20 protein-coding genes are annotated in these 26,213 nt (G+C 62.2%); all 20 read left to right on the forward strand.

Features of this window, described 5'->3' with window-relative positions:
• Window positions 1–106 precede the first annotated feature (106 nt).
• Window positions 107–2,791: an alpha-ketoglutarate dehydrogenase gene (mdeB, locus tag QMK58_RS15385; protein ID WP_320394957.1), complete on the forward strand. Its 2,685-nt coding sequence runs from the start codon at window positions 107–109 to the stop codon at window positions 2,789–2,791.
• An 84-nt stretch (window positions 2,792–2,875) separates the two neighbouring features.
• Complete coding sequence (gene aceF, locus QMK58_RS15390) at window positions 2,876–4,186, forward strand: dihydrolipoyllysine-residue acetyltransferase (RefSeq protein ID WP_320394958.1); 1,311 nt, start codon at window positions 2,876–2,878, stop codon at window positions 4,184–4,186.
• Window positions 4,187–4,197: 11 nt separating this feature from the next.
• On the forward strand, window positions 4,198–5,982 hold the full coding sequence (gene lpdA / locus QMK58_RS15395) for a dihydrolipoyl dehydrogenase (RefSeq protein ID WP_320394959.1): 1,785 nt from the start codon (window positions 4,198–4,200) through the stop codon (window positions 5,980–5,982).
• Between the two features lie 102 nt (window positions 5,983–6,084).
• Entirely contained in the window at window positions 6,085–6,978 is an 894-nt protein-coding gene (locus QMK58_RS15400; protein WP_320394960.1) for an SDR family oxidoreductase, read from the forward strand.
• Window positions 6,979–7,003: 25 nt separating this feature from the next.
• Window positions 7,004–7,882, forward strand: a complete 879-nt coding sequence (locus QMK58_RS15405) for an aldo/keto reductase family oxidoreductase (RefSeq protein ID WP_320394961.1) — start codon at window positions 7,004–7,006, stop codon at window positions 7,880–7,882.
• A gap of 70 nt (window positions 7,883–7,952) precedes the next feature.
• On the forward strand, window positions 7,953–8,810 hold the full coding sequence (locus tag QMK58_RS15410; protein ID WP_320394962.1) for a MaoC family dehydratase N-terminal domain-containing protein: 858 nt from the start codon (window positions 7,953–7,955) through the stop codon (window positions 8,808–8,810).
• A 104-nt stretch (window positions 8,811–8,914) separates the two neighbouring features.
• On the forward strand, window positions 8,915–10,075 hold the full coding sequence (locus QMK58_RS15415; RefSeq protein ID WP_320396540.1) for an acyl-CoA dehydrogenase family protein: 1,161 nt from the start codon (window positions 8,915–8,917) through the stop codon (window positions 10,073–10,075).
• A 10-nt stretch (window positions 10,076–10,085) separates the two neighbouring features.
• Window positions 10,086–11,279: a CaiB/BaiF CoA-transferase family protein gene (locus QMK58_RS15420; protein ID WP_320394963.1), complete on the forward strand. Its 1,194-nt coding sequence runs from the start codon at window positions 10,086–10,088 to the stop codon at window positions 11,277–11,279.
• Window positions 11,279–12,127: a CoA ester lyase gene (locus QMK58_RS15425; RefSeq protein ID WP_320394964.1), complete on the forward strand. Its 849-nt coding sequence runs from the start codon at window positions 11,279–11,281 to the stop codon at window positions 12,125–12,127. Before QMK58_RS15420 ends, QMK58_RS15425 begins: the two co-directional genes overlap by 1 nt.
• A gap of 163 nt (window positions 12,128–12,290) precedes the next feature.
• Window positions 12,291–13,811, forward strand: coding sequence for a 4-hydroxyphenylacetate 3-hydroxylase family protein (locus tag QMK58_RS15430; RefSeq protein ID WP_320394965.1), 1,521 nt, complete (start codon window positions 12,291–12,293; stop codon window positions 13,809–13,811).
• Between the two features lie 61 nt (window positions 13,812–13,872).
• Window positions 13,873–14,409, forward strand: a complete 537-nt coding sequence (locus tag QMK58_RS15435) for a carboxymuconolactone decarboxylase family protein (protein ID WP_320394966.1) — start codon at window positions 13,873–13,875, stop codon at window positions 14,407–14,409.
• Window positions 14,410–14,430: 21 nt separating this feature from the next.
• On the forward strand, window positions 14,431–15,450 hold the full coding sequence (locus QMK58_RS15440; protein WP_320394967.1) for a VOC family protein: 1,020 nt from the start codon (window positions 14,431–14,433) through the stop codon (window positions 15,448–15,450).
• 74 nt (window positions 15,451–15,524) lie between these two features.
• Window positions 15,525–16,496 (forward strand): flavin reductase, encoded by a 972-nt coding sequence (locus tag QMK58_RS15445; protein ID WP_320394968.1) that lies wholly within the window; start codon window positions 15,525–15,527, stop codon window positions 16,494–16,496.
• Window positions 16,493–17,425: a fumarylacetoacetate hydrolase family protein gene (locus QMK58_RS15450; protein ID WP_320394969.1), complete on the forward strand. Its 933-nt coding sequence runs from the start codon at window positions 16,493–16,495 to the stop codon at window positions 17,423–17,425. The genes QMK58_RS15445 and QMK58_RS15450 overlap by 4 nt, the downstream gene beginning before the upstream one ends.
• A 42-nt stretch (window positions 17,426–17,467) precedes the next feature.
• Window positions 17,468–18,082 (forward strand): glutathione S-transferase family protein, encoded by a 615-nt coding sequence (locus QMK58_RS15455; protein ID WP_320394970.1) that lies wholly within the window; start codon window positions 17,468–17,470, stop codon window positions 18,080–18,082.
• 16 nt (window positions 18,083–18,098) lie between these two features.
• Entirely contained in the window at window positions 18,099–18,977 is an 879-nt protein-coding gene (locus tag QMK58_RS15460) for a LysR family transcriptional regulator (protein ID WP_320394971.1), read from the forward strand.
• Between the two features lie 450 nt (window positions 18,978–19,427).
• Window positions 19,428–21,137 (forward strand): DUF1302 domain-containing protein, encoded by a 1,710-nt coding sequence (locus QMK58_RS15465; RefSeq protein ID WP_320394972.1) that lies wholly within the window; start codon window positions 19,428–19,430, stop codon window positions 21,135–21,137.
• 11 nt (window positions 21,138–21,148) lie between these two features.
• Window positions 21,149–22,516 carry a DUF1329 domain-containing protein gene (locus tag QMK58_RS15470; protein ID WP_320394973.1) on the forward strand — a complete coding sequence of 456 codons (1,368 nt, stop codon included), beginning with the start codon at window positions 21,149–21,151 and terminating at the stop codon, window positions 22,514–22,516.
• Window positions 22,517–22,561: 45 nt separating this feature from the next.
• Window positions 22,562–23,680, forward strand: a complete 1,119-nt coding sequence (locus QMK58_RS15475) for a WD40/YVTN/BNR-like repeat-containing protein (RefSeq protein ID WP_320394974.1) — start codon at window positions 22,562–22,564, stop codon at window positions 23,678–23,680.
• 51 nt (window positions 23,681–23,731) lie between these two features.
• Window positions 23,732–26,206 (forward strand): efflux RND transporter permease subunit, encoded by a 2,475-nt coding sequence (locus QMK58_RS15480; RefSeq protein WP_320394975.1) that lies wholly within the window; start codon window positions 23,732–23,734, stop codon window positions 26,204–26,206.
• The last annotated feature ends 7 nt before the right edge of the window (window positions 26,207–26,213 follow it).

The following is a 26,213-nucleotide window of genomic DNA, read 5'->3' on the forward strand; positions in this document are numbered from 1 at the left end:
AGTTTCAGGGACTCGACAGTACTGAAACGTAAGTAATGAAGCTTAGTACGGCGGCACGTTCTGTCGGTTCATCTCTAAGCAAACAACAATAAGAGTGGAGGCAGACATGAGTTCGCTAAACGAAAACCCCGGGGCAATGGCGTCTTTGGATATTGACCGGGACGAAACCCGGGAGTGGCTGGAGTCGCTAGAAGCCGTCGTGCGCGATGGCGGTTCGGAGCGCGGCCAGTTCCTGCTCAAACAGTTAGAGCAACACGCAAGAGCACTTGGCATCACCTCGCATGTGCACCCGTACTCGGCCTATCGGAACACAATTCCGATTGAACGGCAGGGTCCCTATCCGGGCGACCTTGCTGTCGAGGAACGGATCACGTCGATCATTCGCTGGAATGCATTGGCCATGGTGGTGCGCGCAAACCAGGCCTACGGAGACTTGGGCGGGCATATCGCAAGTTACGCGTCGGCCGCCGAGATCTTCGAGGTCGGCTTCAACCACTTCTTCCGTGCCCGCGATGAACAGCACGGCGGCGACCTGGTGTTCTACCAGCCGCATTCGGCGCCTGGCGTTTACGCCCGTGCGTTCCTTGAGGGACGCCTGTCGGAAGAACAGTTGGCCAACTATCGCCAGGAAGTGGGCGGCAACGGATTGAGTTCCTATCCGCACCCCTGGTTGATGCCCGATTTCTGGCAATTCCCCACCGGCTCGATGGGCATTGGTCCGATCAGTGCGGTGTATCAGGCGCGTTATATGCGCTACCTGGAGAACCGTAATCTCGCTGACACCGGCGACCGCCATGTCTGGGGCGTATTCGGTGACGGTGAAATGGACGAGCCGGAATCCATTGCCGGCCTGACCCTCGCGGCACGGGAAAAGCTCGACAACCTGACCTTTATCGTCAACTGCAACCTGCAGCGCCTGGACGGGCCGGTGCGTGGCAACGGCCAGGTCATCCAGGAGCTCGAAGCGCTGTTTACCGGTGCCGGCTGGAATGTGGTCAAGGTCATCTGGGGATCGGACTGGGACCCGTTGTTCTCGCGGGACACCAACAACGCCCTGTTGCAACGCTTTGCCCAGACCGTCGATGGCCAGTACCAGACCCTCGGCTCGAAGGACGGCGCCTACAACTTGCTGCACTTCTTCCAGCAGGATCCAGAGGTCAAGGAACTGGTCTCGCACATGTCCGATGCCGAGATCGATGCCCTGAAACGCGGTGGCCACGATTTCCGCAAGCTGCATGCCGCGTTCGCCGCTGCCAAGGCGCACAAGGGCCGTCCGACCGTCATCCTCGCCAAAACCAAGAAAGGTTACGGCATGGGCGGTGCAGGGGAGTCGCGCATGACTTCGCACCAGGCCAAGAAGCTGGATATCGACGCCCTCAAGGCGTTCCGCGATCGCTTCGCGCTGCCGCTGTCAGACGACGATGTCGCACAACTGCGCTTCTATCGCCCGGCCGAAGACAGCCAGGAAATGCGTTACCTGCGTGAGCGCCGGGCGTCGTTGGGCGGCTACATGCCGGCGCGGCAGAAGGGTAACGAACACGTCGCCATTCCAGCCCTGGCTGACTACGCGCGTTTCGCCTTTGAGGCCGATGGCAAGGAAATGTCCACCACCATGGCGGTGGTGCGGATGCTCGGCGGTTTGCTCAAAGACAAGGAGCTGGGGCCACGCATCGTACCTATCGTCGCGGACGAAGCCCGCACCTTCGGCATGGCCAACCTGTTTCGCCAGATCGGTATCTACTCGCCGCTTGGCCAGCTTTACGAGCCGGAAGATGCCGGCTCCATGCTGTATTACCGCGAGGCCCGCGATGGCCAGCTATTGGAAGAGGGCATCACCGAAGCGGGAGCGCTGTCTTCCTGGGTCGCCGCGGCAACCTCTTACAGCGCCCACGGCAATCCGATGCTGCCGTTCTACATCTACTACTCGATGTTCGGTTTCCAGCGCGTCGGTGACTTGATCTGGGCAGCGGCTGACCAACGTGCCCGCGGCTTCTTGCTGGGCGCCACCGCAGGGCGCACGACCCTGGGTGGGGAAGGGCTGCAGCACCAGGATGGCAGCAGCCATGTGGTCGCTGCGACCGTGCCCAATTGCCGTGCCTATGACCCGGCTTTCGCCGGGGAGCTGGCGGTGATTGTCGACCACGGCATGCGCCAGATGATGGAGCGCGATGTCGACGAGTTCTACTACATCACGGTGATGAACGAGAACTACGCCCAGCCTTCGCTGCCGTCCGGCGTTGAAGATCAAATCATTCGCGGCATGTATCGCTACGCAGTGGCCGATGCACCGGCGTCACGGGGTGCGGTGCGGTTGCTGGGCAGCGGGACCATCCTGCGGGAAGTGATCGCGGCGTCCGAGTTGCTGCTGGCTGACTGGCAGGTATCGAGCGAGGTGTGGAGCGTCACCAGTTTCAGCGAGCTGGCTCGTGAAGCGCGTGAAGTCGAGCGACACAATCGCCTGAACCCCGCTGAAACCGAACAGGTCAGCCACCTGTGCGCCTCCCTCGCCGGCGATGCACCGGTCATTGTCGCCTCCGACTACGTTCGCGCCTGGCCGCAACTCATCGCCAGTTACGTCGATGCGCGCTTCATTGCCCTGGGTACCGATGGCTTTGGCCGCAGTGACACCCGTGCCGCCTTGCGCAGTTTCTTCGAGGTGGACCGTCACCAGGTCGTTCTGGCGGCTCTGGACGGACTGGTGCGCGAAGGCAAGCTGCCGCGTCAGGTGCTGGCCGAAGCCATCGAACGCTACGCCCTGGACGGTGATCGTCCAGCGCCCTGGACGCGTTAACGGTTTTCTCTTCGTATGCGCTCGATGAGCGCTCCATCCGTTGCGTGAACGCGCAACGGATCCCTTTCTTGGCGACGGTAAGTCATGAGTGAAATCAGAGAGATTCATGTCCCTGACATCGGGGACTTCAAAGACCTTCCGGTGATCGAAGTGTTGGTCAAACCGGGCGATACGGTAGCGTTCGACGACCCGTTGCTGACCCTCGAATCGGACAAGGCCTCGATGGATGTGCCAAGTCCTGGCGCAGGCATCGTTGTCGCGGTGACGATCAAGGAGGGTGATCGGGTTTCCAGGGGCAGCGCCATCCTTACATTGCAGATGGCGGCCGATGCAGTGCCTGCCGCTGCGCCTGCAGTGAATGGCAATGCGCTGGTTGATGCTGTAAAGGATGTACCTGCGCCGGCACCTGTCGTAGCGCTGCCGGTTGCACCTGTCGCATCTGCCCCTGCGCCAATGGTGATGACGTCCGGCCCGAAACCACATGCCAGTCCTTCGGTCCGCAGTTATGCGCGCAAACTGGGTGTAGACGTCTCGAAAGTGGCGGGCACCGGCAAGGGCGGGCGGATGCTTCGTGACGATATCGAGCGCTTCGTCAAGGACGCCCTGGTTCGCCTCGACAGTCCTGCACCACGTGGCGATCACTCCGGTGGCCTCAACCTGCTGCCCTGGCCGGACGTTGATTTCAGCAAGTTCGGCACCGTCGAGAAGGTCGCGCTCTCACGGATCAAGAAAATCTCCGGCGCAAACCTCTCGCGCAACTGGGTGATGATTCCCCACGTCACCAACAACGAAGAAGCGGATATCACCGGGCTTGAAGCGTTTCGTGTCCAGCTCAACACGGAAGGCGGCAAGGACGCGATCAAGTACACCATGCTCGCGTTCCTGATCAAGGCCGCGGTCGCTACCTTGAAAGTCTTCCCGCAGTTCAACAGTTCGTTGGGCAACGAAGACGGCGAGCCGATCCTGGTCCTCAAGCAGTACTACCACATCGGTTTTGCCGCCGACACGCCGAACGGGCTGGTGGTGCCGGTCATTCGCGACGCCGATCAAAAAGGCATCGGCCAGATCGCCACTGAGTGCGGTGAGTTGGCGAGAAAGGCACGGGATGGCAAGTTGGGCCCGGCGGACATGACCGGTGGAACCTTCACCGTTTCCAGCCTGGGTGGCATCGGCGGCACCGGTTTTACCCCCATCATCAATGCGCCGGAAGTGGCGATCCTCGGCGTTACCCGTGCGCAGACGCGACCGGTGTGGGACGGCAACGGGTTTGCCCCGCGGCTGATTCTACCCCTGGCCCTTTCATGGGATCACCGCGTCGTCGATGGCGCGGCGGCGGCACGTTTCCTCCAGCATCTGGCGGCTCTGTTGGCTGACTTCCGTCGAATTACACTGTGAGGGGGCAGCCCATGAGTCAGGTTATTGAAGTGAAGATGCCAGGCATCGGCGACGCTGCCGCCATGCCGGTGATCGAGGTGTTGGTCAAGGTCGGCGATGTGGTTGCCGTTGATCAAGCCATCTGCGTGCTGGAGTCCGACAAGGCGACCATGGATGTGCCGTCTTCGGGCGCCGGTGTGGTCAAGGAAGTGCTGGTCAAAATCGGCGACAAAGTGGCCGAAGGCGCGGTGTTGTTGACGCTGGAGTCGAATGACGTGGCAGCCCGGCCTGCACCACCTCCTGTCGTAGCGCCATCGCCGACACCCGCGCCCGCAACGGCTTCCAGCCACGCCGGCAGCGCTGATATGGAATGCGACGTGCTCGTCCTGGGTGGCGGCCCCGGCGGTTATTCCGCCGCCTTTCGCTCGGCGGATCTGGGCCGCAAGACCATTGTGGTGGAGCGTTACGCCTCGCTTGGCGGCGTGTGCCTGAACGTTGGCTGCATCCCCTCCAAGGCATTGCTGCACGTCGCCTCGGTGATGGAGGAGACACCGCATCTGGCAGCCCTGGGTATCGACTTCGGTGCGGCCAAGGTGGATATCGACAAATTGCGCACCCACAAGGAGTCGGTGGTCAGCAAGCTGACGGTTGGGCTTGCCGGCATGGCCAAGGGCCGAAAAGTCGACGTGGTGCGTGGCGTCGGGCGCTTCCTCGATCCGCATCATATCGAGGTGGCAGTTTCCTCCGGTTCCGGCCGGACACAGACCGGCGAAACGAAGGTCATTCGCTTCAAACAGTGCGTGATTGCCGCCGGCAGTCAGGCCGTCAAGCTGCCGTTCATGCCGAAGGATCCGCGCATCGTCGACTCCACCGGCGCCCTGGAACTCAAGGCAGTGCCCAAGCGCATGCTGGTGGTCGGCGGGGGGATTATCGGCCTGGAAATGGCCACCGTCTATTCAGCCCTTGGCGCGCGCATCGATGTGGTGGAGATGCTGGACGGCTTGATGCAGGGGCCTGATCGCGACCTGGTCAAGGTCTGGGAGACGCACAACAGCCACCGTTTCGATCAGGTGATGTTGAAAACCCGCACGGTGAAAGCCGAGGCCGGCGAGCAGGGCATCTGGGTGACCTTCGAAGGTGAAAAAGCCCCCACGGAGCCGCAATGCTATGACCTGGTCCTGGTGGCGGTCGGCCGCAAACCCAATGGCGACCAGATCGGTGCCGACAAGGCGGGTATCAATGTCGGTGAGCGCGGATTCATTGCCGTGGACCAGCAGATGCGCACCAACGTGCCGCACATCTTCGCGATCGGGGACATTGTTGGCCAGCCGATGCTGGCCCACAAGGCCGTCCACGAGGGCCACGTCGCCGCTGAAGTGGCGGCAGGCGAGGCCTCGGACAATCCAGAACTGGCCCGCAGCCGCTTCGATGCATTGCAGATTCCCGGCGTTGCCTACACCAATCCGGAGGTGGCCTGGGCCGGCCTGACTCAGCAGGAAGCCAAGGACAAGGGCGTCAAGGTCGAGGTCGCAGTGTTCCCATGGGCTGCGTCGGGACGGGCGATTGCCAACGGTCGTGATGAAGGCTTCACCAAACTACTCTTTGATGCCGAGACCCGGCGCGTGGTGGGCGGCGGCATTGTTGGCACCGGTGCCGGGGATCTGATCAGTGAGGTTTGCCTGGCCATCGAAATGGGCGCCGACGCCGTGGATATCGGCAAGACCATCCACCCGCATCCGACATTGGGTGAAACGGTAGGAATGGCGGCGGAAGTCGCCCATGGCAGTTGCACCGACCTGCCGCCGGCACGTCGCTGAGACGCCTGATGGGGATGCACTCGAAGTAAACAATAAAAATACATGGGCAGGACGCGTCTTCAGCGCCTCGCCTTGCTATCGACCAGAGTGGGATTAACCTCTATGACCAGTGTTCCAGCCACGATTCTCGTCACATCGGCCAACGGCAATCAGGGTAAGCGGCTGCTGCCCCGTTTGCTCGCCGCAGGACATCACGTACGTGCCTGCGTGCGCAGCAATGCCTCGGCCGAGACCCTGAAAAAACTGGGTGTGCAGGAGGTGCTGGTGGGCGATCTGGCAGATCCGGCGTTCATTCGTGACGCGGTGCGCGGCGTCGCCAGTATCTACCACATCGGCCCGACGCTGCACCCGGCGGAACGGGCGATCGGCTTCGACATCGTGGATGCGGCACGGGAAGCAGGGGTAGGGCACTTCGTCTTCAGCTCGGTGCTGCATGCCATCACCACTGACCTGGTCCAGCATGAAATCAAGCGGGACATCGAGGAGCACCTGCTGTCCTCCAGACTGGAGTTCACCATTCTGCAACCGGCCAACTACATGCTGGCGACACGCATGAAGCCGGTGTTCGAAGAGGGCGTGTTCCGTTTGTCCTGGGCGCTGGATCGTTTCCAATCGATGGTCGATCTGGACGATGTGACCGAGGTCGCTGCCATGGTGCTCGCACAGCCGGCACTCCATGGCGCAGCCACCTATGAGCTGGTGGGGCCAGGCCGGTTCACCGCACACGATATCGGGCAGGTGCTCTCGGATGTGCTCGAGCGCCCGATCCAGGTCGAACGCATTGATATGGCGGCATTCGTCCGTGCCCGGTTCGGCAGTGGCGATCCCGTGACCTTTGCCCATCAGGCCCGGGTCAGCGAGTCGATCGAGAAACGCTACAGCCACCACGATTTCCTCGGTAATCCCAATGTCCTGTCGTGGCTGTTGGGTCGCGCACCGGCCAGCTTCGAGGACTTCGTGCGCAAGGAATATTCAGCCTTCAAGGCGCAGCAATAGTCATGACCAGAGACGGAGAATTCAGATGATCGAAAGAGCGGGTACATTCTCTCTTGGCGGCCGCATCATCAAGCGGCTCGGTTACGGCGCCATGCAACTCGCGGGGCCCGGCGCGTTCGGGCCGTCGCGGGACACGGCCAGCGCGCTCGCCACCTTGCGCGCGGCGGTGGCGGCAGGCGTCAACCACATTGACACCAGCGACTACTATGGCCCTGAGGTCGTCAATCAACTCATTCGCGAAGCGCTGGCACCCTATCCCGAGGACCTGCTGATCGTCACCAAGATCGGCGCACGCCGTGGCACGGACGGGTCATGGATTCGAGCCTGCGAGCCGGATGATCTCGTGCGGGCGGTCGAGGGCAATCTGCGCAACCTCGGCCTGGAAGCCCTCGATGTCGTGAACTTTCGCGTCATGCTCAGCCCCCAGGGGCCGGCGGAAGGCTCCATCGCCGCGCCGCTCCAGGCACTCGCCGAGCTGCAGCGACAAGGGCTCGTGCGCCACATCGGCCTCAGCAACGTGACGGCCACGCAGGTGCAGGAAGGTCGCGACATCGTCGAGATTGCCTGCGTGCAGAACCACTACAACCTGGTGCATCGCGTTGATGACACGCTCATCGACGCCCTGGCCAAAGACGGCATCGCCTACGTCCCGTTCTTTCCACTGGGCGGATTCAACTCGCTGCAGTCAGCGACGCTGTCCGAAGTCGCCAATGGCCTGGGTGCCACGCCGCTGCAGGTCGCGCTGGCGTGGCTGCTGCAACGCTCACCGAACATCCTGCTGATCCCCGGCACTTCTTCGGTCGCTCATCTGCATGAAAACCTCGCGATCGCATCGCTGGTTTTGCCGGCCGATGCGGTCGCTGCGCTGGACGCTATCTCGGCCCCTCAGGCTGCGGGTCAATAGCCTCGGGATCGACGCCGAGAGACCGACCCCACGGGACATAAAACAAAAACAGGTGACGCAGGAGATAACAATGAACGACTGCAAAGAGGCAACCACGGTTGACTTAAGCCAATGGGTGGGCCGGGGGGAACTGCGTACCGACCGCATCGATCAACGGGTTGCCCATGCGTTGGCCGCCACGCTCGATCGTGATCCCGAAACCCTGGAAGAGGGAGCCGAACTGCCGCCCTTGTGGCATTGGGTGTACTTCACGCCCAACGCTCGGGCCAGCGAAATCGGTACCGACGGACATCCCAAACGCGGCGGATTCCTGCCGCCGGTGGACCTGCCCAACCGTATGTGGGCGGGCGGTCGCCTGACGTTCGAGCAGCCGCTGCGGGTCGGCGAGGCCGTCACGCGGATTTCCCGCATTGCGCGCTGCGAGCGCAAGACCGGACGCAATGGCGAACTGGTGTTCGTGACTGTGGAGCACACAGTTTCAAGCGAGCGTGGCGTGTGTCTGGTGGAGGAGCAGGACATCGTCTACCGCCAGCCAGCCCCGCCAGGTGCGACCCTCGCCGGTGAACAGGCCCGTGGCAGCGCAGCATTGCGTCAGCGTATTCACCCCGACCCGGTGTTGCTGTTCCGTTACTCGGCGCTGACGTTCAACAGCCACCGCATCCACTACGACCAGGCCTACGCGACGCGCGAAGAGGGCTATCCCGGTCTCGTCGTGCAGGGTCCACTGGCCGCCACGCTGTTGCTCGAAACCTTTCGCGCTGCGCACCCGGCCAAACGCATTCGACGCTTCGTGTTCCGTGCAGTCGGCCCGCTTTTCGATACGGCGGACTTTGATCTGTGCGGCCAGTTCACCGGCCCGGACAGCGCCGACTTGTGGACCGACTGCGACGGGCGCCTAGCGATGAAGGCTGAAGTCACCTTCGACTGATCAGCCAGCCCACTTACCGATTCAAAAGGTGCCTCCGTGAGGGAGCGCCAAGGGCACTGCCGTGCCGCAATTGCCTAATACAGGACAGGAAAATCGCTATGACCATGCTCTATACCCCTGACGAACACCAGGAAATCCGCGACGCCGTACGTGCTCTGTGCAGCGAGTTTCCGGACGAATATTTCCGCAAGATTGACGAGCAGCGTGCCTACCCCGAGGCGTTTGTCGACGCCTTGATCGGTGCCGGCTGGCTCTCGGCGATGATCCCCGAAGAGTACGGCGGCTCGGGCCTGGGCCTGACCGAAGCGTCGGTGATCATGGAAGAGATCAACCGTTCGGGCGGCAACTCCGGCGCCGTTCACGGCCAGATGTACAACATGAGCACGCTGCTGCGTAACGGGAGCCGGGCGCAGAAGGAAAAGTACCTGCCGAAGATCGCTTCGGGCGAATTGCGCATCCAGTCGATGGCGGTCACCGAGCCGACGACCGGCACCGACACCACCAAGATCAAGACCAATGCGGTGAAGAAAGACGGCCGCTATGTAGTGAACGGCCAGAAGGTCTGGATCTCGCGGGTGCAGCACTCCGACCTGATGATTCTGCTGGCGCGCACCACACCGTTGACCGAAGTGAAGCGCAAGTCCGAGGGCATGTCGATCTTCATCGTCGACCTCAAGGACTCGATCGGCAAGGGCCTCACCGTGCAGCCGATCCCCAACATGGTCAACCACGAGACCAACGAACTGTTCTTCGACAGCCTGGAGATTCCCGAGGAGAACTTGATCGGCGAGGAGGGCAAGGGTTTCAAATACATCCTCGACGGGCTCAACGCCGAGCGCACCTTGATTGCCGCCGAATGCATCGGCGACGGCTACTGGTTCATGGAACGCGCCGTGAAATACGCCAATGAGCGCGTGGTGTTCGACCGTCCGATCGGCCAGAACCAGGGCGTGCAATTCCCGATCGCCGACGCCTTCATCGAGATCGAAGCGGCCAACCTGATGCGCTTCAAGGCGTGCCAGCTGTTCGACGCCAACCAACCCTGTGGTGCCCAGGCCAACATGGCCAAGTACCTGGCGGCCAAGGCCTCGTGGGAAGCGGCCAACGTCTGCCTGCAAACCCACGGCGGTTTTGGCTTCGCCAACGAATACGACATCGAGCGCAAGTTCCGCGAGACCCGCCTGTACCAGGTCGCGCCGATCTCCACCAACTTGATCTACTCCTACGTCGCCGAGCACTTGCTCGGGCTGCCGCGCTCTTTCTGAGGAACCTGACATGGTGACTGGCAAACCGGTACTTCCACTCGAAGGCATCACAGTGGTCTCCCTCGAGCACGCGATTGCCGCGCCCCTGGCGACGCGTCATCTCGCCGACCAGGGGGCCCGTGTGATCAAGGTCGAACGCCCTGGCAGCGGCGACTTTGCCCGCGCCTATGACGATCGCGTCGACGGCCTTGCCTCGCACTTCGTCTGGGTCAACCGCTCGAAAGAAAGCCTCACCCTGGACCTCAAGCAACCCGAGGCCCAGGAAATTCTCATGCAGTTGCTGGCCGAGGCCGACGTGCTGGTGCAGAACCTGGCGCCAGGCGCAGCCGCACGCATGGGGCTGTCGTACGAAGCGCTCTCGGAGAAAAATCCACGGCTGATCGTATGTGACATCTCGGGTTATGGAGAGGGCGGTCCGTATACCGAGAAGAAGGCCTATGACTTGTTGATCCAGAGCGAGTCGGGCTTCCTGTCGATCACTGGTACGCCGGAGGATCAGGTCAAGGCCGGTATTTCGATCGCCGACATCTCGGCGGGCATGTACGCCTACACCAACATCCTCGGCGCCCTGATCGAGCGGGGCAAAACCGGGCGTGGCCGGCGCATCGAGATCGCCATGATCGATGCGATGGTCGAGTGGATGGGCTTCCCGATGTACTACGCCTACAAGGATCAGGCGCCACCGCGGCGCACCGGCGCGTCCCACGCGACCATTTATCCTTACGGGCCATTCCGCGCAGGCGACGGCCGCACGGTCATGCTCGGCCTGCAGAACGAGCGTGAGTGGGCGGTGTTCTGCGAAAAACTGTTGGGCGATGCAGCCCTTGCCACCGATGAGCGGTTCGCCACTAACGCACTACGCACCACCAACCGTGATGCCGTCAGCGCACTGATCGAGCAGAGCTTCGCCGGGTTCTCCGCCGAAGAGGTCATGGCTCGCCTCGATGCTGCCGACATTGCCAACGCGAACGTCAGCACCATGAGCGACATCTGGAAGCATCCGCAACTCGAGGCGCGCAAGCGCTGGACCAGCGTAGATACGCCCGCCGGGCCCGTGCCCGCGCTGCAACCGCCGGGCATGGGCGGTGATCATCCCGCCCGCATGGGGCCGGTACCGGCACTGGGTGAGCATACCGCCGCGATCCTGCGCGAACTCGGCTACACAGACCGCGCCGATGATCTGCGCGAAAGGAAGGTGGTGTGATGGCGATCCGACAATTGAACCTGGGTCGTGCGCGAACCTTTCTCTTCGTACCCGCGAACCGTCCGGAACGCATTGCCAAGGCGCTGGCCAGCGGCACCGACGTGGTCGTGGTCGATCTCGAGGATGCGGTAGCGCCAGCCGAAAAGCCGGCCGCGCTACTGGCCTTGCTGACCTGGCTGGAGGCCCACCCTGAAGAGCGGGTCACCGTGCGCATCAATGCCGCGGACACGGTGTGGCATGAGGATGACCTGGCGGCCTGTCGCCACTCCGGCATCGCCGGCGTGATGTTGCCAAAGGCCGACAGCGCTGCGCAGGTCGAACACGCCCATGACATCAGCGGCAAACCGGTGTTGTGCATTATCGAAACCGGGCAGGGCCTCGAAGCGCTGGCGCAAATCGCCGCGGCGCGGGGGTGCGCGCGCTTGATGTTCGGCAAGCTGGACCTGGCGGTCGAGCTCGACCTGATACCCGACGAGTCAGACCCCGAGGAACTGGTGTTCCTGCCTTGGCGCGCCATGCTGGTCCTCGCCAGCCAGCGGGCCCGCTTGCCGGCCCCGGTGGACGGGGTGTACACGGCGATCGGCGACCAGACGGGCCTGGCCAGGTACGCCGCGCGTGCCCGTTGCCACGGCTTCAGTGGCCAGTTGCTGATCCACCCCAGCCAGGTGATCGAAGCCGCTGCGGCCTTCACGCCTTCGGTTCAGGACATCGAATGGGCGAAGGCCGTGTCCCGGCTGGCCGAGGCTGCCGGCGGCGGCGTGGTGGTGCTCGATGGCCGCATGATCGATGCGCCGGTCATGGCACGGGCGGCGCGGATTCTCGCGCTGGCGGCAGAGTTTGGCCTCTGACGCCGGTTGCTCTTTTCTATTTTGGAACAGCTCTTGGTCCAAATGACAAATTCTTAAAACAGGCCTCTCTCAATACTATCGAGGTGTGGAAACAGCAGCCGAATTTTACTTGCGGCGGTCATCCCGCCTCAGGCCAAACGTTACAAATGCAGGAGCAGTACCCATGGAAAATAACGCAAACAAAAAATCAACTGCCATGAGTGGAGCCCGGGTCGGAGTACGCAGCGGGGCTGATTACATCGACTCTCTCAAAGACGGTCGTTCCGTCTGGATCGATGGCGAGCGCATCAAGGATGTGACGGTGGATCGCCGTTTCCGTGGCGCGGTTCAATCCATCGCCGACCTCTATGACATCCAGTGCGAGCCAGCCCTGCAGGACAAAATGACCTTTGTCTCGCCAACCTCCGGCGCCCGTGTCGGTCGCTCGTTCATGCTGCCGCGCTCTGCCGAAGACCTGCGTCTGCGCCGGGAAATGATGAAGACCTGGATGGATGCAGTAGGCGGCATGATGGGGCGCACCCCTGATTTCCTGAACGTCATGGTCAGCGCCCATGCCTCGGCGCACGAACTGTTCGCAGCGGGTGGCGAGCGATTCAGCCAGAACATCCTGAAGTACCACGAATTCATTCGCGAAAACGACCTGGCACTGACCCACTCACTGGTTTCGCCGGACATCGACAAACGCCTGCAGATGTTCGAACAGCCAGGCGACATGGTGATGCGCGTCGTGCGCGAATCCGATGCCGGCATCTACGTGTCCGGCGCGCGTTCGGTCGCCACCCTGGGCCCATTGGCCAACGAAGTGCTGATCATGCCGGCGGCGGCAAAATTCCCCCTGGTGGAAGATGCCGAGGCTTACGCGGTCGGCTTTGCCTGCCCCATCGACACCCCCGGGATGAAGATGATCTGCCGTCCCGCGTTCCCCACCACGGGCCGGTTTGCCAACGACCCGCTCTCGGCGCGGATGGATGAGATGGACGCGGTGCTGTGGTTTGACGAAGCGTTCATTCCGTGGGAACGCGTGTTCATGTACCGCAGCATCAAGGCCGTTGAGTCGGCCATGAAATCGCCTTCCGGCCCCCACGGTTCGCACCAGTCGGCCACGCGCTCGCTGGCCAAGATGGAGTTTCTGCTGGGCATTGCCTACAACCTGACGGAAGTGAACCACAGTCGTTTCCCCAACGTGATGGTGCAACTGTCCGAGCTGGTGGCCTATGTCGAGACCCTGCGCGCCCTGATTCGCGTGGCGGAAATCGACTGTATTCCAGGACCTGGCGGCACCGTGGTGCCTTATGAGCAACCGCTCAATGTGGTGCGCGCGCAGTACCCGGCGATGCATGCCCGCGCCCTGGAAATCCTGCAACTGCTCGGCGCCGGCAACGTGGTCGTGGCGCCGACGGTCGAGGATCTCTACAGCGAAAACGGTCCGGCCATCGAGCGTTATTGCGCCGGTGCCGACATCCCGGCCGAACGCAAGATGCAGCTGTTGCGCCTGGCCTGGGATGCCTCCTGCTCGTCCTTTGCCGGTCGTCAGAACCTGTACGAGAAGTTCTTCTCCGGTGATCCATGGCGCAACGCCCAGATGCGCGGCGAGCGTTACCCGGGCGCCCGCGAGGCGCAAGACCGTGTGTGGGCGTTCCTGGATCGCAATGGCGAATGGGACCGGCGCATCAACGGCCGCTGATCGCAGGGGCCGTAGCCACGCTGCGGCCGCTGACAGACAACAATAATGTGTGGAGTTCTGTATGCCTCGTATTCACCTGCCCACGCCGGACGAAGAGCCGGAAGCCTTCGCGCTGCTGGCGGCCAAGCGTGGTCACGCACCGAACGCGCAGATCTTTCGGACCCTGGCCATCTGCCCGGAGATCCTCGAGGTCTTCATCCCCATGGCCGACGCGGTCCGCGAAGGCTACGGCATCGATCCGAAATTGCGCGAGATGGCCATCGTGATGGCGTGCCAGACCATGGGCACCCAATACGAACACGACCCCCACTGGAATCGGGCCATCAAGGAAGGCGTCGCGAAGGAGCAAATGCTCGCGCTGTGGGATTTTGAAAAGAGCCCGCTGTTCTCCGACCTCGAGAAGGCGGTACTGCGCTTGTCCCGCGATGCCACCCGTGCGCCAGCCCAGGTCAGCACCGGGGTCTGGGAAGACGTTTACCACCGTCTCGGCCCGAAGCAGAGCATGGCGCTGCTGTTCAATATTGGTTGGTACAACATGACCGGTCGCTTGACTGGCCCCCTCGAGTTGAGCAACGAGGCCGATTTCACTCGGCTCTGAAAAGACATCAGGAGACTTACCATGCCACTGCCAAAACCGGTCTATTACCCACCATTCAATGTCACCCGTTCGAGCCACGCCGTCATTACCTCCCGCGACCTTGAAGCCAGCCGCGATTTTTACGAGCAGGTCATTGGCCTGGTGCTGACCGAGCGGGATGCCGACACCCTGTATTTCCGCGGTCTGGAAGAGGTGTGCCACCACAGCCTGGTGATTAAGCGCAAGAGCGGCGACCATGAAGCCGAAGCGATCGGCTTCCGGGTCTACACCGAAGAGGAACTGGACAAGGCCGAGCACTTTTACCGCTCCAAAGGCCTGCCGGCACGCTGGATCGAAGTGCCGCACCAGGGCCGCACGCTGCTGGTCAACGACCCGGCCGGCACCCCGGTGCAACTGTGCGCCACCATGTCGACGACGCCCCGTGTGTACACGCAGTTCCAGGACTTCAAGGGCGGCGCCGCCATGCGCTTCGACCACTACCAGATCCAGGTGCCGAATGTGCAGGAACAGACCGATTTCTATGCAGAAATGGGCTTCCGCATTTCCGAATACATGGCCCTGGACGAGAAGCTGATAGCGACCTTCATGTTCCGCAAACCCGGGACACAGGACATCGTATTCCTGGAAAACCCGGGTCCGCGCCTGCATCACTTCGCCTACACCGTTTCCGACTCCCACAGCATCCTGCGCGCCTGCGACATCGCCGGCAACCTGGGCATGGGCGATGTGGTCGAGCGCGGACCTGGCCGCCATGGCCCGGCGGGTGTGCTGTTCGTGTATCTGCGCGATCCCGATGGACATCGGGTGGAGTTGTTCTGCGATCACTATCTGCTGATCGATATCGAGGTCGAGCCGGTTGCGTGGGATGTGCGCAAGCCCGGCCTGTCGCTGCGCTGGGGCCTGCCGCCGCAGGAATGCTGGTTCAACGATACGACCGCGTTCAGCGGCATTGCCACCAAAGAACTGGACCACCAGCGCGGCCCGCTGGTGACCCTTGAGACCTACCTGGCGGACAAGGCACGCGCCAGAGCCGCCAAGTAACGTTGCCGGGGGCCGGAGCACTGGCCCCCGACGCAGCGGGGGCGGTTTCGAACGAGAGATTGGAGGCACTCAGAATGACTACGCAGACAACAACAAAAACAGAACCCGCCAAGACGGACCCAGGCTTCGACGGCCGCGCCTTGCGCGACGCTTTCGGCTCGTTCGCCACCGGTGTGACCATTGTGACCACGGCCGGGCCGGGCGGTGTGGATATCGGCTTGACCGCCAACAGCTTCTCCTCGGTGTCGCTGGACCCGCCCATGGTGCTCTGGAGCCTGGCGCGGACCTCCTTGAACATGGACGCGTTTCGCAACAGCGGGCATTTCGCCGTGCATATCCTGTCTGCCGATCAGGAGGCGCTGTCGTCGCGCTTTGCCAGCAAGGGCATTGACCGCTTCGAGGGGCTGACGCTTGAACGCGGGCCCGACGGTGTTCCGCTGCTGGCGGACTGCATGGCCCGTTTCACCTGCAAGCTGGCCTATCAGTACGAGGGTGGCGATCATGTGATCTTCGTCGGCGAGATTGTCGATTTCGGCCACTCGGCGCGCAAGCCCCTGGTGTTCCACGGCGGCCGATACGGCATGCTGCTGCCCAAGCAAACCGTTGCCTCTGTCGAGTCGGCGGACGAGTTCAGCAACCTGTCCTCCGATGATTTGCTGTACCAGGTCTCCAATGCCTACTTGCGCACCCGCCAGAGCGTGATTGAAAAGCTCGAATCCCGGCAGTGGACTGCCGAGGAGTACGCCGTGCTGAGCATCATCGGGCGTGAGGACGGCCTGTGTATGCCTGAGATCGTGGCGCGCAGCGAGAAGGTTCGCGGCCAGGGCATTTCCGCCGCCATCGTGCAGAACCTCATCGAGCGTGGATTGCTGGAGGAGGTTGATCCCGGCGACGGTCGAGTCGCTGTCAGGTTGACCGCCGCAGGTCGCCTCGCGGTCCTGGAACTTATCGCCATCCGCAAGTCGAGCGAGGCCGATGTGCAAGGCAAGCTGGACCCGAGCGAAGTGCAACTGCTCAAACACCTGCTGGCAAGGCTCGACCCATGAAAATCGCACGCTACCAATCTGCCGCGGGCCCGGAGCGGCTCGGCATCGTCACCGCTGTAACGGGACGGGAGCTTCTGGTCGATGTCGCCAAGGCGGCCGCTGTCCGGAATGGCCCGGTCACGCCAGCGTCGGTCATGGCACTGATTGAGGGTGGCGCGGCGGCGATGGACGCCACGCGCAAGTTGCTCGCCTGGGCAGCGGAGCGCCAGGACCCGCTATGGATGGATGACCCGGACACCGTCGAGTGGTTGACGCCTGTGCCGGAAAAATCCATGTTCTGCGCCGGCCGCAACTTTGGCCGGCACAAGCTGGAGTCAATGAAGGGCGATACCGCCAATGCCAGCAAGTTGCACAGCGACTTTCCAACGGGCTTCGTCAAGCTCGGGCGCACGCTGGTCCCGCACAAGAGTCAGGTGAAGCGGCCCGATGACGTGCTCGCTTTCGACTACGAAGTCGAGATCGCACTGGTGTTGGGCAAGGCGATTGATGCCGACAGCGACATCGACCCTGCCAACGCCATCTTCGGCTACACCATTTTCAATGACCTGTCGGCGCGCGAATGGCAGCTTCGCGAGATGCAGAACGGCATGATCATGCTGGGCAAGAACTTCCCCGGCTTCGGCCCGATTGGCCCTTACATTCTCACTGCCGACGACGTGCCGGACCCGAACGGCCTGGTGCTGTGGCTCAAGGTCAATGGCGAACTGCGCCAGCACTCCGATTGCCGTGACCTGATCTTCGGTTTTCCCGAGATGGTCGCGTTCTGGTCGCGTTTCGGCCTGGTGCCCGGCGACCTGATCAGCACCGGTACGCCCGAAGGCGTGGCCTTGCACCACAAGCCCGATCCACACCCGTGGTACCTCAAGCCTGGCGACCGGGTCGAAGCGGGCGTGGACGGTATCGGCGTCCTCGAAACTTTCATCGTGTAGCGACGCCGCGTCGCCATTTCCCCATCGTTTATGGAGCGTTTCATGAAACTGTATTTCCTGCCCGGTGCCTGCCAGATCGGCATCCATGCCTTGCTCGCTGAAATCGGCAAGCCGTTCGAGATCGAGAAGGCGGCCCGTCCGGGGACGCCGGAGTTCGAGGCGTACACGCAGATCAATCCCAAGGGCAAAGTCCCCGCGCTGATTCGCGATGACGGATCGCTACTCACGGAGTTCCCGGTGATCGCGCTTTATCTGGCGCGCATGAACCCCGATAGAGAACTGATCCCGACCGATGTCGAAGGCGAGATTCGCGTGCTGGAAATGCTCGAATATTTGGTATCTACCGTGCACATGCAAGGCTACACTCGCGCTCGCCGGCCGGAGAAATTCGCGCCGAGCGAATCAGAGCACGCGGCGGTAAAAGCCCAGGGCCTGAAAATATTCCAGGCCGGGCTCGACCGGGCAGAACGACAGATCAACGGCAAAGACTGGCTATTCGAGAAAATGACCATCGCGGATTTTGCGCTCTTCTACCTTGAGCACTGGTGTGTGCTCAACAAGATCGGGGCGTTGGGTCCAGGTTGCCAGGCACACCACGACCGCCTCTGGTCGAAGGTCGAAATCCGTCGCGCCGTCGAGTCTGAACTTACCACTTGATCTTGAGCGCTCCACCATGGACATGCTGTTGAAGCTGAAGGCTTTCGTCGTGACCGCCGACACCGGTAACTTCTCAGCCGCCGCACGCACTTTGCATACCTCGCCCTCGGTCATCATGAAGCGGGTCGACGAGCTCGAATGGGACTTCAAAACCACCTTCTTCGACCGCTCGACCCGGCGACTGACGCTGACCGACACCGGGCAAAGCTACCTGACCCATGCCCGGCAACTGCTGCGGTCCTACAGCGACATGGCCAGCGGTGCGATCCTCAACCCCGGCAGCATCGAAGGCCCGATCCGGATCAAGGCACCGGCCGTACTCATCCGCCAGGGCCTGGGTGATCTGTTCATCCGCTACCGTGCCGAGCATCCGCTGGTGCAGCTGGAGATCATCGCCTCGGACAGGGGCGGTAATCCGGCGGAGGAGGGCTTTGATATCTCGGTCGGGATGGATCAGATGGCCTATTCGGACGTCATCGAGCAGGTCATCCGGCCCTTTCCGCGATTGCTCTGCGCCGCACCTGCCTATCTCGATCGCTGCGATTCGTTGCTGCATCCACGCGACTTGATCCATCACCCGTGCCTGACGTTTTCCCTGGCCGGTTCCATCTGGAGCTTCAACTCGCCAGAGGGCCGCATCGAGGTGGACGTGCGCCCCGTGCTCATCACCAATGACGAAGGCTATCTGTGCGCTGCGGCTCGCGATGGTCACGGCATCGTGCAACTGGCACTGCCGATCGTTGCCGATGCCCTGCAGGCCGGGGAACTGGTTCCGGTGCTGGAGGAGTTTTCCCTGGTCGAGCGCTGGGTGAAAATCATGGTGCCGACGGCCCGACTGGAATTGACGCGGGTCAAGCTGCTGTTCGACAAAATGGCGATGCATCTGACGGCATGATTCAACACAGGATCCTGTGGCGAGGGCGCAAGCTCCCTTGCCACAATGCATTCAAATCCCCATCAAATCCCCGTCGCTTTTTTGCCCGTCTGCACGCCTTTACGGCGGGTGCAGCCGTGGGCGTTTGCGCCTTTCCCTGACGAACCGGCACCCCGGCTTGACCATCAGAAATCTGGCTGCGGTGTAGCCAGTTTTATCATTGTTCATGCCGAAAAGGGCCTGCATATACTCGGTCCAACACAGAAACACAGCAGGGCTGAGGATAAGAAATCAATCTCAAACCACGACTCTGTGTTGCCTGCACAACGATTCGTCCGTGCATGAACTCAAGCCGGTGCCACACAACATGGGAGGTATTTCTTGTGGGTCGCTGTGACTGGCCGAAGTTCATGCAACGGGCCGATCAGCAACCGGAGTTCATGCGTCACACAATCTCTCTAGGTAGCAATAATGCAAATAATAAAAATAAAATTTGCAGCACCGCACGACGTCTCTTACCACCAAAGCCTTCGGTCCGTGGTGGTTGCGACCAGTCTGCTGGCTGCTGGCTCCTCACTGGCGGCGCCCATTGATCTGGGCAACCCCGACTTCAAGCTGCGCTGGGATAACACGGTCAAGTACTCCGCCGGCATGCGCGTCGAGGGCCAGTCTGACAGGCTCACCCAGTTCGCTCCCCCTCCTGCAGATCGCAGCGGTGGCCCCGCAGCGCTGAACGGCGATGACGGCGACCGTAACTTCAAGAGCGGCAGGCTGATTTCCAACCGGCTCGATCTGCTGTCGGAAATGGACCTGGTCTTTCGCGAAGATTACGGCCTGAGGGTCAGTGGTGCAGCCTGGTACGACGACGTCTACAACCACAAGAATGACAACGACTCCCCGGCGACCAACAACTCGCTGTCTGTTCCGTACAACGAATTCACCGATGACACCCGCGACCTGCACGGCCGCAAGGCCGAGATTCTGGATGCGTTCGTGTTTGGCGGCGCGGACGTCGGTACAGCCCGCGTCAGCGGTCGTTTGGGTCAGCACACGGTGCTGTGGGGCGAGAGCCTGTTCTTCGGTTCCAACGCCATTGCCGGCACCCAGTCTCCGGTGGATGCGGTCAAGGCTTCCTCGGTACCAGGATCGACCACCAAGGAAATCATTCGCCCGGTCGGCCAGTTCTCGGGCCAGATCCAGTTTTCGCCGGCACTGACCATCATGGGTTACTACCAGTACGATTGGGAGGCCACCCGTCTGCCTGCGGCCGGCAGTTACTTCTCGGTGAACGACTTTATCGGCGACGGTGGCGAGCGTATTCGCTTCGCACCCGGTGTGCCAGGCATTGGCTTGTCCCGGGGCGCAGACATCAAGGCCAGCGACGATGGTCAATATGGTCTTGGCTTGCGCAGCCAGTTGGGCGATTGGGAATTTGGTGTCTATGCGATCCGCTACCATGCCAAGACGCCTGTGCTGTACTCCCATGCCGGGCGGACCCCGGTCACCGGTGCCGGTTTCGGCACGTACCAGTGGGTGTATCCGGAAGACATCAAAACCTACGGTATCAGTGCCACCACGACCGTGGACACGGTCAACTTCGCCGGTGAGCTGTCGGTGCGTCGAGACACGCCACTGACCAGCCTGCCGCAGGAAGTTGGAACCCAGGAAGCGGACAACAACAACCACGCGTTTTATGCCATCGGCAACACGGCCCACGCCAACGTCTCGATGATCTGGACGATGCCGCGCAACTTCCTCTCCGACGAGCCTTCTTTCAGCATGGAAGTGGCCGTCAACCAGCTGACCAGTTGCACCAGCAACTGCAATGCCAGGGATCCGGAACTGGATAAACGCGCAGCAGCGGTGCGTGGCTTGATTGCGCTGCCGCAACGCAACGTGCTCGATGGTCTGGACCTGACGCCTTCTTTCACGGTCGGCTACAACCATGGCAAGTCGCCCGTGACGATCATGGGCCCTGACGATGGCGGCGACATGACCTTCACCCTGGCAGGCAACTACCTGACTGTCTGGGACTTCTCGATGGCGTACACCCACTACTACGGCGCTGAAAACACCGCCGTGTATTCGTCCACCGATCCCACCGTCAACGGCACGTACACCTTCCAGCAAAGCTTGAAAGATCGTGATTTCGTCTCAGTGTCGCTGCGTCGCACCTTCTAAGGGAAAACAACATGACCATTTTCACTCGCATGACTGTGCTTGCGCTTGCCTGCGCCACGCTGGCGGCCCCGACTGTCCAGGCCGCCGTTTCGGCTGACGAAGCGGCCAAACTGAAAACTACCCTGACTCCGCTGGGCGCAGAGCGTGCCGGCAACAAGGATGGCAGCATTCCGGCGTGGGACGGCGGCTATCCGGTCGATGCGTCGTACACATCGCCGGCGATCCCGGACCTGTTCGCCAAGGACAAAGCGCTGCTGACCATCACGCCGCAGAACGCTGCGCAGTATGCGGACAAGCTGACTGAAGGTACCCTGGGTCTGTTGAAAAAGTTCCCGAACTTCAAGGTCGAGGTATTCCCGACACGGCGCACCGCGGCGGCTCCGCAATGGGTCTATGACAACACCTTCGCGAACGCGACCCGGGCGACCATGGACCCCAGTGGCGAACTGGGTCCTTTCCCCAAGGGCGCCTACGGCGGCATTCCGTTCCCGATCCCTAAAAATGGCGAAGAAGCGATCTGGAACCACTTGCTCAGATGGACCACGCCCAGCTACCAGACGACCCCCAGCCTTGCCCGGGTAACCCCGGAGGGCAAAGTGATTCCGGTGTCGCAGAACGTGGCGAAGAGCTCGTTCCCTTACTACGACCCCAACAGCAACCTGGAAAAATGGCAAGCCGCCGGTTCCAACATCGTGGTACGCCGTGTCGACACCTTCGGCCCGCCGATCCGCGCCGGCGAGATCCTGCTGCAGCGTAACAACATCGATGACATCGAGTCGAAAACCTGGGTGTACCTGACCGGCCAGCGCCGTGTGCGTCGTCTGCCACTGACCTGCTGCGACGTACCGAGCCCGGTGGCCGGCGGCATTCTCAACTTCGACGAGACCGAGGTGTATTCCTCTTCCATCGGCCGCTACGACTGGAAGCTGGTGGGCAAGAAAGAAATGTACGTGCCGTACAACTCCAATAGCTACCACCAGGCGCCGTCGCTCGACCAGCTCATGACCGCACAAACCATCAACCCTGATTTCGTGCGCTTCGAGCAGCATCGGGTCTGGGTGGTCGAAGGCACCCTCAAGGCCGGCCAGCGCCATGTGATTCCGCGCCTGCGGGTTTATCTGGATGAAGACACCTGGATCGCTGTCGCCGGCGAACGCTGGGACGCACAGGGACAACTGTGGAAGGTGACGTACAACCTGCCGACCGTGTTCCCGGCAGGCCCAGGCACCATCGTCGCGGGCTACATGTCCTACGACCTGATTGGCGGTGGCTACTTCGCGTCTGCCTATTTCCCTCGTGAAAAACAGGTCGACCTCAAGGCTGCGTTGCCGGACCGGATCTTCACCCCCGAGTCGCTCGCTGGAGAAGGCGTCCGTTAGGAAACTGTATCTCGCTTGAACAATGAAACTGATGAGATAACCGGTATGAATAACAATAACAACAACAATGAAGGCGTCGACGGGTCGCGTCGCGGGCTGTTACTGCTCGGGATGGGCCTGGGTCTGCAGGTGCTGCTGGCGCCGTCCATGGCGTCCACAGTCGCAGCGTTCGCCTCGGCAGCCATGTCCGGCCCGCTGAGCGAACCGGCCACCATGACCCCGCGGGCCGCACACGCTGTGCTGACCCGTGTGGTACTGGCCGGTGAGCGGCTGGTGGCGATCGGCGAGCGCGGCATGGTCGTGCTGTCCGACGACGGTGGACGGCAGTGGCGGCAGGCCCACGTGCCGGTCAGCGTGACCCTGACATCGGCGAGTTTCGTCGATGCCCGTCAGGGCTGGATCGCTGGCCACAGTGGTGTTGTGTTGCATACCTCTGACGGAGGCGAAAGCTGGTCGCTGCAGACCGACGGGGTGGCGCTTGCCAAGGCTGCCCTGGAACAGGCCCGGGGCTTGCCTTCCGCCAATGCCGACCGCGATCACCGCATCCAGGACGCCCAGCGTCTGGTGGAGGACGGTGCAGACAAACCCTTGCTGTCGATTTGCTTCGCCGACGCCCGGCGCGGAATGGTAGTGGGCGCGTTTGGCCTGGCAGCCGCCACTGACGATGGCGGCAAGACCTGGACGCCTTGCCGCGAGCGCCTGCCCAATCCCATGAGCATGCATCTGTACGCCGTTGCCCGCCATGACAAGACCTGGGTGGTGGCCGGAGAGCAGGGCGTGCTGATGCGCAGCCGCGACGATGGCGCCAGCTTCGAATCACTGGCAGCGCCTTCCGAGCGCACCTTGTTCACCGCGACGGCCACACGCAACGGTGGTTTTGTCTGCGCCGGGCTGCTGGGCGCAGCGTGCCGCATCGATCCGGGCAGCTCGGCCGTCAGTCCGATCGGGTTATCGGCGCCATTGACGATCCTGTCCAGCGTGGAACTTCGCGATGGCCGGGTGATGCTGCTCGCACAGGGTGGGCGAGTCCTTGCCAGTAGCGACGGTGGTGCCCACTTCACCGAGCAGCCGCTGGCGCGGCGCGATCCTCTGACCTCGTTGGTCGAAGCCGCAGACGGTGGCCTCGTTGCCACCAGCCTGGGCGGAGTCGCCCGGCTTGGCTGACGACCTGCAACTCTCCGATCACGCGATGCGCTATAGAACGAGTCCTACGATATGACCACAGTGAAACCACCCTCGACCGCGGCTTGCCGGCTCGAAGACTTTGATTCGCGCTCGGGCTCGCCGCTCGAACGCGCCGTTTTCAACCACCGCATCCTGGTGCTGTTGCTGTGCGTGCTGGCGACGGTTCTGCTGGGCGTCAGCGCCTTGGGCCTGAAGCTCAATGCCAGTTTTGAGAAGACCATTCCGACGGGTCACCCGTACATCACCAACTACCTGGCGCACAAGAAAGAGCTGACCGGCCTGGGCAACTCGGTGCGCATCGCGGTGGAAGCCCGCAAGGGCAACATCTACAACGCGGGCTATCTGGAAACCCTGCGCCAGATCAACGACGCCGTTTTCATGCTGCCGGGTGTGGACCGGGCGTTCATGAAGTCGTTGTGGACACCCAATGTGCGCTGGACCGCGGTGACCGAGGATGGCCTGGACGGCGGTCAGGTGATTCCTGCGCATTATGACGGCTCGCCGGCAAAGCTCGAGGAGTTGCGCATGAACGTGCAGCGCTCCGGCGAAATCGGCCAGTTGGTCGCGGCCAATGGCGGTTCCACCGTCATTCAGATACCGCTGCTGGAGCATGATGCCGCCGGCACGCCGCTGGACTACGCGGCCCTGTCCGAACAGCTGGAACAACTGCGTGCCAAGTACAGCAGTGACGAGGTGGCGATTCACATCACCGGCTTTGCTAAGCTGTCCGGCGACCTCATGGATGGCATGCAGGAGGTGATCGGGTTCTTCTTCATTGCCCTGGTGATCTGTGCCGTCATGGTGTTCCTGTACAACCGCGACGTGATCAGCACGGCGCTGGTGGTGATTACCTCTGTGACCGGTGTGCTGTGGCAACTGGGCCTGCTGCCCCTGCTGGGTTACTCGCTGAACCCTTATTCCATGCTGGTGCCGTTCCTGATTTTCGCCATTGGTATCAGCCATGGCGCGCAGAAAATGAACGGCATCCTCCAGGACATCGGGCGCGGCACGCACCGCTATGTCGCTGCGCGCTTCACCTTCAGGCGCCTATTCCTGGCCGGCCTGACCGCTCTGCTGGCTGACGCCGTGGGCTTTGCGGTGCTACTGATGGTCGACATCCCGGTGATCCGCGAACTGGCCATCGCCGCGAGCCTGGGTGTGCTGGTGCTGGTGATTTCCAACCTGATTCTGCTGCCCGTGCTCCTGAGCTACGTGGGTGTCAGCCGTAAAGCTGCCGAGCGGGCGGTGCGCCGGGAATCGGCCAACGCAGCGGGGGAGAGCAGCGCCTTCTTTAATTGGCTGATCAGCTTCACCGAGGGACGACGAGCCACGTCGGCAGTAGTGGTGGCGACTGTTCTGGCGGTGGTGGGGGTTGCCGTCGGCACCCAGCTGAAAGTCGGCGACCTCGATCCCGGGGCTCCGGAGCTGCAAGCCGATTCGCGCTACAACCGCGACGTGAACTACCTGACGAAAAACTACGGTGCCAGCAATGACCTGTTTGCCGTCATGGTCAAGACCTCCGAGGGCAACTGCAGTCAGTCCAATGTGCTGCGCCGGGTCGACCAGCTTGAGTGGGAATTGATGGATCTTCCCGGCGTGGAGTCCACCCAGTCGATTGCGCGCCTGCAACGGCGCCTGATGGTGGGCATGAACGAGGGCAGCCCATTGTGGTACGACTTGCCGGGTAACCAGAACATGCTCAACACCATCACCGCACGGGCACCCCGTGAACTGTACAACGAAGAATGCAACCTGCTGACGGTGTACGCCTACCTGCGTGACCACCGCGCTGAAACGCTACAGAAGGTGGTCGACCTGGTCGAGCGCTTCGCCGCGAAAAACAATGACAAGGACGCCAGCTTCCTGCTGGCGGCCGGTTCGGCTGGCATCGACGCCACCACCAATATCGTGGTTCACAAAGCCTGGTACCAGATGCTGTTCATGGTCTACGGGGCGGTGGCGCTGCTGTGCTTCATCACCTTCCGCTCCTGGCGGGCGGTGCTGGTGGCGATGCTGCCGCTGATGCTCACCTCCATTCTGGCCGAGGCGTTGATGGTGGCCCTGGGAATGGGCGTGAAGGTCGCGACCTTGCCGGTGATCGCCCTGGGCGTGGGCATCGGTGTGGATTACGCGCTGTACGTGCTGAGTGTGACCCTGGCCCGCATGCGTGCAGGCGCCACCCTGAAACAAGCCTACGCCACCGCCTTGCAGTTCACCGGCCGGGTGGTGTTGCTGACCGGTGTGACCCTGGCGGCAGCCGTGGCGACCTGGCATTTCTCCAGTATCAAGTTCCAGGCGGACATGGGCCTGCTGCTGGCTTTCATGTTCCTGTGGAACATGCTCGGCGCCTTGGTACTGATTCCGGCCCTGGCGCGTTTCCTGCTCCCCGGCGCACGTGAAGGCGCCATCGTCGAGGCCACTGATGCCGCGCCCCAGCCTGCCGCATCGACGCCCGTCCCGGCTGGCCAACCTGAAAAAGTGGTGTACGAGAGATGCCTGCCATGACTGATCT

The organism is Pseudomonas sp. P8_241, assembly GCF_034008315.1.
Lineage (GTDB): Bacteria > Pseudomonadota > Gammaproteobacteria > Pseudomonadales > Pseudomonadaceae > Aquipseudomonas.

What these genes read in the sequence shown, in the direction of transcription:
- QMK58_RS15430 (WP_320394965.1), top strand. Translation starts at nt 12,291, where the DNA reads ATGGAAAATAACGCAAACAAAAAATCAACTGCCATGAGTGGAGCCCGG.
- aceF (WP_320394958.1), top strand. Translation starts at nt 2,876, where the DNA reads ATGAGTGAAATCAGAGAGATTCATGTCCCTGACATCGGGGACTTCAAA.
- QMK58_RS15420 (WP_320394963.1), top strand. Translation starts at nt 10,086, where the DNA reads ATGGTGACTGGCAAACCGGTACTTCCACTCGAAGGCATCACAGTGGTC.
- QMK58_RS15440 (WP_320394967.1), top strand. Translation starts at nt 14,431, where the DNA reads ATGCCACTGCCAAAACCGGTCTATTACCCACCATTCAATGTCACCCGT.
- QMK58_RS15425 (WP_320394964.1), top strand. Translation starts at nt 11,279, where the DNA reads ATGGCGATCCGACAATTGAACCTGGGTCGTGCGCGAACCTTTCTCTTC.
- QMK58_RS15410 (WP_320394962.1), top strand. Translation starts at nt 7,953, where the DNA reads ATGAACGACTGCAAAGAGGCAACCACGGTTGACTTAAGCCAATGGGTG.
- mdeB (WP_320394957.1), top strand. Translation starts at nt 107, where the DNA reads ATGAGTTCGCTAAACGAAAACCCCGGGGCAATGGCGTCTTTGGATATT.
- QMK58_RS15400 (WP_320394960.1), top strand. Translation starts at nt 6,085, where the DNA reads ATGACCAGTGTTCCAGCCACGATTCTCGTCACATCGGCCAACGGCAAT.
- QMK58_RS15475 (WP_320394974.1), top strand. Translation starts at nt 22,562, where the DNA reads ATGAATAACAATAACAACAACAATGAAGGCGTCGACGGGTCGCGTCGC.
- QMK58_RS15450 (WP_320394969.1), top strand. Translation starts at nt 16,493, where the DNA reads ATGAAAATCGCACGCTACCAATCTGCCGCGGGCCCGGAGCGGCTCGGC.
- QMK58_RS15455 (WP_320394970.1), top strand. Translation starts at nt 17,468, where the DNA reads ATGAAACTGTATTTCCTGCCCGGTGCCTGCCAGATCGGCATCCATGCC.
- QMK58_RS15460 (WP_320394971.1), top strand. Translation starts at nt 18,099, where the DNA reads ATGGACATGCTGTTGAAGCTGAAGGCTTTCGTCGTGACCGCCGACACC.
- lpdA (WP_320394959.1), top strand. Translation starts at nt 4,198, where the DNA reads ATGAGTCAGGTTATTGAAGTGAAGATGCCAGGCATCGGCGACGCTGCC.
- QMK58_RS15405 (WP_320394961.1), top strand. Translation starts at nt 7,004, where the DNA reads ATGATCGAAAGAGCGGGTACATTCTCTCTTGGCGGCCGCATCATCAAG.
- QMK58_RS15415 (WP_320396540.1), top strand. Translation starts at nt 8,915, where the DNA reads ATGCTCTATACCCCTGACGAACACCAGGAAATCCGCGACGCCGTACGT.
- QMK58_RS15480 (WP_320394975.1), top strand. Translation starts at nt 23,732, where the DNA reads ATGACCACAGTGAAACCACCCTCGACCGCGGCTTGCCGGCTCGAAGAC.
- QMK58_RS15445 (WP_320394968.1), top strand. Translation starts at nt 15,525, where the DNA reads ATGACTACGCAGACAACAACAAAAACAGAACCCGCCAAGACGGACCCA.
- QMK58_RS15465 (WP_320394972.1), top strand. Translation starts at nt 19,428, where the DNA reads ATGCAAATAATAAAAATAAAATTTGCAGCACCGCACGACGTCTCTTAC.
- QMK58_RS15435 (WP_320394966.1), top strand. Translation starts at nt 13,873, where the DNA reads ATGCCTCGTATTCACCTGCCCACGCCGGACGAAGAGCCGGAAGCCTTC.
- QMK58_RS15470 (WP_320394973.1), top strand. Translation starts at nt 21,149, where the DNA reads ATGACCATTTTCACTCGCATGACTGTGCTTGCGCTTGCCTGCGCCACG.